Source organism: Thermodesulfobacteriota bacterium, assembly GCA_036482575.1.
In the GTDB taxonomy this organism is placed as follows: Bacteria; Desulfobacterota; GWC2-55-46; order GWC2-55-46; family JAUVFY01; genus JAZGJJ01.
The window spans coordinates 1-6,162 of sequence record JAZGJJ010000094.1 but is presented as its reverse complement, the minus strand read 5'-3'; the positions used below and the strand labels follow the sequence as shown (position 1 = coordinate 6,162).

8 protein-coding genes are annotated in these 6,162 nt (G+C 53.5%); 3 read left to right on the top strand and 5 right to left on the bottom strand.

Going from position 1 to position 6,162, the window contains the following annotated elements:
• Window positions 1–177 precede the first annotated feature (177 nt).
• Both V3W31_04140 and V3W31_04135 read left to right on the top strand, forming a co-directional pair.
• Window positions 178–417: a hypothetical protein gene (locus tag V3W31_04140; GenBank protein MEE9614133.1), complete on the top strand. Its 240-nt coding sequence runs from the start codon at window positions 178–180 to the stop codon at window positions 415–417.
• Window positions 398–667 carry a type II toxin-antitoxin system RelE/ParE family toxin gene (locus V3W31_04135; protein MEE9614132.1) on the top strand — a complete coding sequence of 90 codons (270 nt, stop codon included), beginning with the start codon at window positions 398–400 and terminating at the stop codon, window positions 665–667. The genes V3W31_04140 and V3W31_04135 overlap by 20 nt, the downstream gene beginning before the upstream one ends.
• Window positions 668–928: 261 nt before the next feature.
• Here the strand turns inward: V3W31_04135 and V3W31_04130 are convergent, their stop codons facing one another.
• The 5 genes from V3W31_04130 to V3W31_04110 form a co-directional block, all read right to left on the bottom strand.
• Window positions 929–2,338: an XRE family transcriptional regulator gene (locus tag V3W31_04130; protein MEE9614131.1), complete on the bottom strand. Its 1,410-nt coding sequence runs from the start codon at window positions 2,336–2,338 to the stop codon at window positions 929–931.
• Window positions 2,325–2,834, bottom strand: a complete 510-nt coding sequence (locus tag V3W31_04125) for a hypothetical protein (GenBank protein MEE9614130.1) — start codon at window positions 2,832–2,834, stop codon at window positions 2,325–2,327. Before V3W31_04125 ends, V3W31_04130 begins: the two co-directional genes overlap by 14 nt.
• A 224-nt stretch (window positions 2,835–3,058) precedes the next feature.
• The gene (locus V3W31_04120; GenBank protein MEE9614129.1) at window positions 3,059–3,847 is read right to left on the bottom strand and encodes an ABC transporter ATP-binding protein; all 789 of its coding nucleotides are present in this window, start codon (window positions 3,845–3,847) and stop codon (window positions 3,059–3,061) included.
• The gene (locus tag V3W31_04115; GenBank protein ID MEE9614128.1) at window positions 3,847–4,635 is read right to left on the bottom strand and encodes an ABC transporter permease; all 789 of its coding nucleotides are present in this window, start codon (window positions 4,633–4,635) and stop codon (window positions 3,847–3,849) included. The genes V3W31_04120 and V3W31_04115 overlap by 1 nt, the downstream gene beginning before the upstream one ends.
• A gap of 25 nt (window positions 4,636–4,660) precedes the next feature.
• Window positions 4,661–5,749: an ABC transporter substrate-binding protein gene (locus tag V3W31_04110; GenBank protein ID MEE9614127.1), complete on the bottom strand. Its 1,089-nt coding sequence runs from the start codon at window positions 5,747–5,749 to the stop codon at window positions 4,661–4,663.
• A 228-nt stretch (window positions 5,750–5,977) separates the two neighbouring features.
• Between V3W31_04110 and V3W31_04105 the strand changes: the two genes are divergently transcribed.
• Window positions 5,978–6,162 (top strand): hypothetical protein (locus V3W31_04105; protein MEE9614126.1); only part of this gene is annotated, 185 nt, incomplete at its 3' end.

Below are 6,162 nucleotides of genomic sequence, written 5' to 3'. Positions count from 1 at the left end.
GGCCATCCGCCTTTGCTCTGGGCCGGCTCCGGGGTACGGGGGTGGGGGGGGCGGGGTAAGGACGGAGTTATAGCTGTGCGTCACGCACCAAACGCCGGTTCGTACCTTGACACTAAGCGCTTAGTGGAGTATGCTATTAGTAGCCTGGACATGGGGCTAAGGAAGGGAGGTGACATCATGGGGACCGCGACAGTGCGAATACCCGAGGAAAAGAGGGACATCCTGAAGGTCATAGCGGGGCTGGAAAAGACCGAGATAAAAGAGATCCTCACCGGCCTCATAGACGAGTACATCGATAGACACAGGGAGACCCTCGAACTCCTCTCCCGGCCCGACTGGATCGAGGCCATTAACAAGGGCAAGGAGGAAGTCAGCAAAGGGGTAAAGGGCAAGGGGCTTGAAGATCTGGCGGATTGAGCTAAAGCCTGCCTCCGAGAAGCAGTACCTGAAGCTCGACGGGAAGACGAGGGAGAGGGTCAAGACCGCCTTAAAGTCCCTCGAAAAGGAGCGGGACCCCTTGCTGCAGCCCAACGTCAGGCCGCTTACCGGAGAGCTTAAGGGGGACTACCGCCTGAGGGTCGGGGAGTGGAGGGTGCTTTTCACACCGGACAGGGAAAAGAAGCGCATCTATGTCTACGCGATACTCCCGCGCGGGAAAGCTTATTGAGGTCCGGCGGCCCGTGACGGGCCACAGTAACTCCGTCCTTCCCCCCCCGTTCGCCCTGAGCCTGTCGAAGGGTGAAGTTGAAGGTTGTCATCCTGAATTTATTTCAGGATCTCGGGGTTTCTATACTGCTTGAGACTTGTGGCTTGGCAATTGGGATTTGTCTTCCTGTGGGAGGGTGAACAGGATTCAAAGACTTGCAGAAAACGGGCGTTGGCCTTATTTCCCCCATAAGGGGTAGAGAAACTGTCAGGTTAGGTGCAACTAAGTGAGATCGAAAAGCCCTGGAATTGAATCTTTAGACGCATTGTATTCATCTTCTGAACAACGTAAATATTGCATAGCAGTATCTTTGGAAATTAGATTCTCCTGTTCCGCCAAAACAACAACCCCTGCGAAAAATCCTCTTCTACTAATCGGCACACTTTCAATCGGGAAATAATCAGTTGTAAATGATTCGCGTCCTTTCCATTCATCTGTCGGGTCGGTATTTTCAGCAACAAACGAATCAAGGTCTTCAGTCCTATATAAGCCATTCCAAACCTGATACCGTGCTAACGTAAAGCTAACACCAAAATTTTCCATAACTGCTCTAAGGCTGCCTTCTTTCTTATAAATTTTTGCAGCGACCCTTTGAGGTGCTAGAAATTCAGCAGCAAAAGCGTTAGCTCTTTGTTCAACGTAGTCTATTCCTATGTCGGATGACCATGCTTTATCAATTTCATCATACTGGTCAACTCGGATACGCTCTAAATTCTGATCTGGATCCCAGAGCAAATGTCCAAGCTCATGAGCTATCGTCGCTCTACGTATCCAAACATTTTCATTCCTCCCCGAAATATTAACAACGATACCGCGCAATTCATTGTTAGCAACTGTAGCACCGGCTATGGAATCGGGCAATTCAGATTGGATTACAGGTAAAGCCAATTTGTCTATGCATAGTTCGCGCAAGCTACTAATTGGCGCATCCTGAGCAATCCCCAGTTTATCACGTGTTTTCTCAGCCAAGTCATATCCGATTTGCCACGCCCGATAAGAAGCATCACCTAAATCATCATTTGGTAAAAATTTACTGACTGCTTCATTCCTTTTAATTTTTAGCCATTCCCGAAGACGATCTTCAATGGCAATGAGCCAAGCAGCTTCAGAAAATGAAATAACTGTTTTTGAATTCAAGTTTCTTTCTTCTCTCAGAGTCTTTAGGCGCAATGCAAGAGGGTTGTCCCCCTTAAGCCCCCCTTGAAAAGCAATTTTTCTCTCATCAAGGCCGAGGTATTGTGCTACAAGCTCTAAGTCGCGTATAGGATTTCTTTTCTTTGGATTTTCGATAGTATTAATTTGGTCTACAGGCAAACCCAAAGCATTAGAAATATCTTCATCGGTCAGGCCTAGCGCTTCTCTGCGTGCCTTGAATGTTCGTGCAGGCTCTTCTTTCGATTCCACAAGAATAGCAGTACCGTCAAAAAATGCTTTTTCCAATACGTCTAACCTAAAAGTCTGCAGTGCTTCCCATGCAGATAACTGCCTGCCTTGTGCCCCTTCTCTACATATCGATAATTCATCTTGACTCCGCACGAATATTCTCTTTGATGATCTCGCGCGCTCCTCTGCGGTTGTTCCGCTACTTTCTGCTCCAAAAATACTTTCCAATTTATTATCAGGTGTGGACATATTCTCCCCTTGCAAGACTATAAGGCCAATTACGATCTGAATCCCATCCTAGACTTGCTACCTTATATCCCAAACGACGAAATGCATCACAAATATCCTCAAGTTCTTGCGAATCCCGTGGAGGGTACCTACCCGATGCACCAGAAATGTAAATAGTATCTTCTGACTGAAACCATATTTCCCCACCACAATAGGCCTTTTTGCCACCGGTCAAGTTTGTATGTGTTGCCCTTTTGCTCTCAAGAAATTCAACCTTTCCAGACTTTTCCAGGATCCTTGGTGATGAATCTTTTTGGATGACCCAAATGAATTTAGCTCTATCGGAGTTCCTTTCACTTAGGTCTTGTGGCGGCATGCCACAAACAAGATCACTGATTGGCGCGATTTTTATCTGAACAACTCCGTGCTCTTCTGAAAGCAGAAAGCACTCATCCTTATTTTTGATTCTTGAGGAGTCTGGCCCTCTCTCCGTATACTTTGAACGATATTCATCCATAACTTAAGTGCTACTTTAGATGCCAGGCCAAAAACCCCAGTAAAAAAAGTAAGAAAGGGGGCAGATTTATTTTCCTACTTGTAACCTATTAACTTTTACTCCTTTTTCTCCTGATTTTCAACCCCTAAGTTTTACGGCGAGCTCAAGTGTGGATTACGGAGTCCGGATTGTGGAATAAAAAACAAATCCGCAATTCGCAATCTGCAATCCCCAATCCTCCCGCCTCAACCCCTCTGAGCCATGCTGCCCAAGACCTCCTCCTGCACCAGATCCCATACCTCGCGTTTCAGTTCCAGAAATCTATCGGTAAGTTGCACGTCCATCTTCCGCGGGCGGGGGAGGTCGTTATCGTAGACCGCCTTGACCCGGCCCGGCCGGGCGCTCATGACGACGAGCCGGTCGCTTAAGATGAGCGCCTCGTCTATGGAGTGCGTTATGAATATCACGGTCTTGCCGGACTCCCGGACGATCTTTAATAGTTCCTGCTGCATGATCTGGCGGGTCATGGCGTCGAGTGCGGCGAACGGCTCGTCGCACAGCAGCACGTCCGGCTCGTTAGCGAGAGCGCGGCTCAGGGCAACCCTCTGCTGCATGCCGCCGGACAGCTCTCCTGGGTAGGCGTCCTCGAATCCCGTTAGGCCTACCATCTCTATCCACTTCATTGCTTTTTCGTAGCGCGCGGTTTTCGCCTCACCCTTGAGGCGCGCGCCGAAGGCCACGTTATCCAGGACCGTCATCCAGGGGAAGAGCGCGTAGCTCTGGAATATCATGCCGCACCGGGGTTCGACTCCGGTTATTTCCTTCTCGTCGAGGACTATCTTCCCGGCGCTCGGCGTTATGAAGCCCGCGAGCATATTAAGGAGCGTGCTCTTGCCGCAGCCCGAGGCCCCGACAACGCAGACCACCTCGCCGCGCGCGACGTCGAAGGAGAACTCCTTTACCGCACCGACCTCGCCCTTCCTCGTGGGAAATATTTTTGATACCGCGTCTATACGTATAAGGGGTTCGGCCATTACTGTCCGCCTCCTTGCCTCTGCCACGGGAGCAGGAACTTTTCAGCCCCCTTGAAGACGATATCGAGGAGCAGTACGGTAAGGCTTATCGCGAGCATCCCGACGAGCACCTGTCCCGTATCCGACCACTCCTTGGCCGTCCAGATGCGGAAGCCGAGGCCGCTGTTGGCCCCGACCATCTCCGCCGATATGACGCAGGTCCATGCGATGGCGAGCACCACCTTGAGGCCGCTAAGGATGTTCGGCAGAGCGCCGGGGAGCACGACGTGTAGTATGACCTGGGAGTGTGAGGCCCCGAGGTTACGCGCGGCGCGGGTAAGTATCGGGTCCACCCGCATGGTGGCGTCGGTGGTATAGACGAGTACCGAGGCGAAGCAGCCCATGAAGACTATCGCGTACTTCTGCTCCTCTCCTATGCCGAGCCAGAGCATGGAAAGCGGTATCCAGCTGAGCGCGGGGAGCGGCCGTATAATCGAGATTATCGGGTTGAAGAGCGCCCGTATAAAGGGGCTCATGCCCATTATAAGGCCGCACGGCACGCCAATCGCGGCACTCAGGACGAAGCCCGTAAGTACACGGCCGGCGCTAACCCGGATGTCGCTTAAGAGTACGGCGTCCGGCCCGGTCGAGAGTTCTTTCATCCGGAGCAGTACCTTCGATGGCGGCGGCAGAAAGAACGGATCTATCAGCCCCGCCCGCACCACCGCCTCCCACAGGCCGAGGAAGACCAGAAGGCCCGCGGAGCCGATAACGGCGAGTTGCCATAAGTCGTAAGGCTTTCTGTCCATAAGGTAAGGTGAAGGGGAGAGAAGGTTACGGGCCGTCCGTTTGGATTATGTCCGGGGGTGCTATGTCCGGCGGGACTATATCCATCCTGACCCACTTCCTGAACTCGGGTCTCTCGGGTATGGCCTTTATGTCGTCGAGCAGTATGTCGATCACGTACTCGGCCTGGCCGAAGATGCCCGTGTCGCTCATAACACTCTTCTGGTCGGCCGCGCCGTGCCAGACGAACTTTCCGATGTTGGCCTTTATGATCTCAATATCCTGCTGGATGTAGGTGCCCTGCACGAGTGCGGCGGCTTCTCCGGTGTTGGCCTTGACCCAGTCGAGCGCCTCGAAGTAGGCGGCCATGAAGCGCTTGGCGCGCTCGACGTCCGCGTCCACCCATTCGCTGCCGATTACGAGCACGTCCGGGCCGGTCATGGTGCCGAACTTCTTGTAGACCTCCGTGTCGGTGTCCATGCCGAGCACCGTTGCGCCCTCGACCTCCTTTAACTGCGAGAAGCCCGGCTCCCAGATGAGGGCGGCGGCGACGTTGCCCGCGCGGAAGACGGCCGGTACGTCGCCCACCTCGAGGTTAACGAGTTCCACGTCTTTATTCGGGTCGAGCCCGTTCTCCTTAAGGAGCATGCGGGCCGTTATGTCCACGGACGAGCCGAACGGGAAGCCGACCTTCTTCCCCCGAAGCTCCTCGAAGCTCTTTATACCGGGCTTCGCCACCATGCCCTCGAAGCCCGGAGCTATGTCCTGGTTGCCGACCCAGTAGAAGCGCGTGTTGCCGTGGGCCATGGCGCTCAGCATTGCTATCTCGCCGAGGCTCGCGAACTGGGCCTCGCCCGAAGAGATGGCGTTGAGCCGGTCCATGCTCTTTCCTATGAAGCGCCACTCCACGTGGAAGCCCGCGTCTTTGAAGATTCCCCGCTCCATACCGACCCAGACGGGTATGTGTCCGTACCACTGCGAGCCGACGGCTACGAGGTGCTCCGTCTCCGTCTTGTCCTGGGGTGCGGGTGCGGCTTCCTCCTGATTTCCACAGCCAACCGGAAAGAGCAGCATGGCCGAGAGGAGCGCAAGAGGCGCGTATCTTCTAAATGTCGTAAGAGTGTGGTTCCGTGGCATTTTCCGTCTCCTGTATAGTTCGCGCCCCCATTCAAACACATGACGGCCCCGAATTCAATGGATATCTCCGTGCTGCATGGCACCCTGAGGGTGTTTCAATTCCGAGGCGACCGTTCGGGGTGTGCGCATGAAAGTTGCAATGGGGGCGCATACACGTTAACCGTGCGGCAGCACCTTGACCACCACCCCTTTTGTTGATAGAATCGAAATTCCTTTAAGGAGGCGGGTTTGGACGAAGAAGCTGCGGAAAACATGGAAAACATGGAAAACATAGCCTGTGGTGACGGGTTCGGGGTAAAGAGGCTCGTCGTGGGGGCGCTCGATGTGAACTGCTACGTCGTGTGGGACACGGCCTCGCGCGAGGCCGTGGTTATAGACCCCGGAGGGGACGCGGATCTCATAGGGGAGGTAAT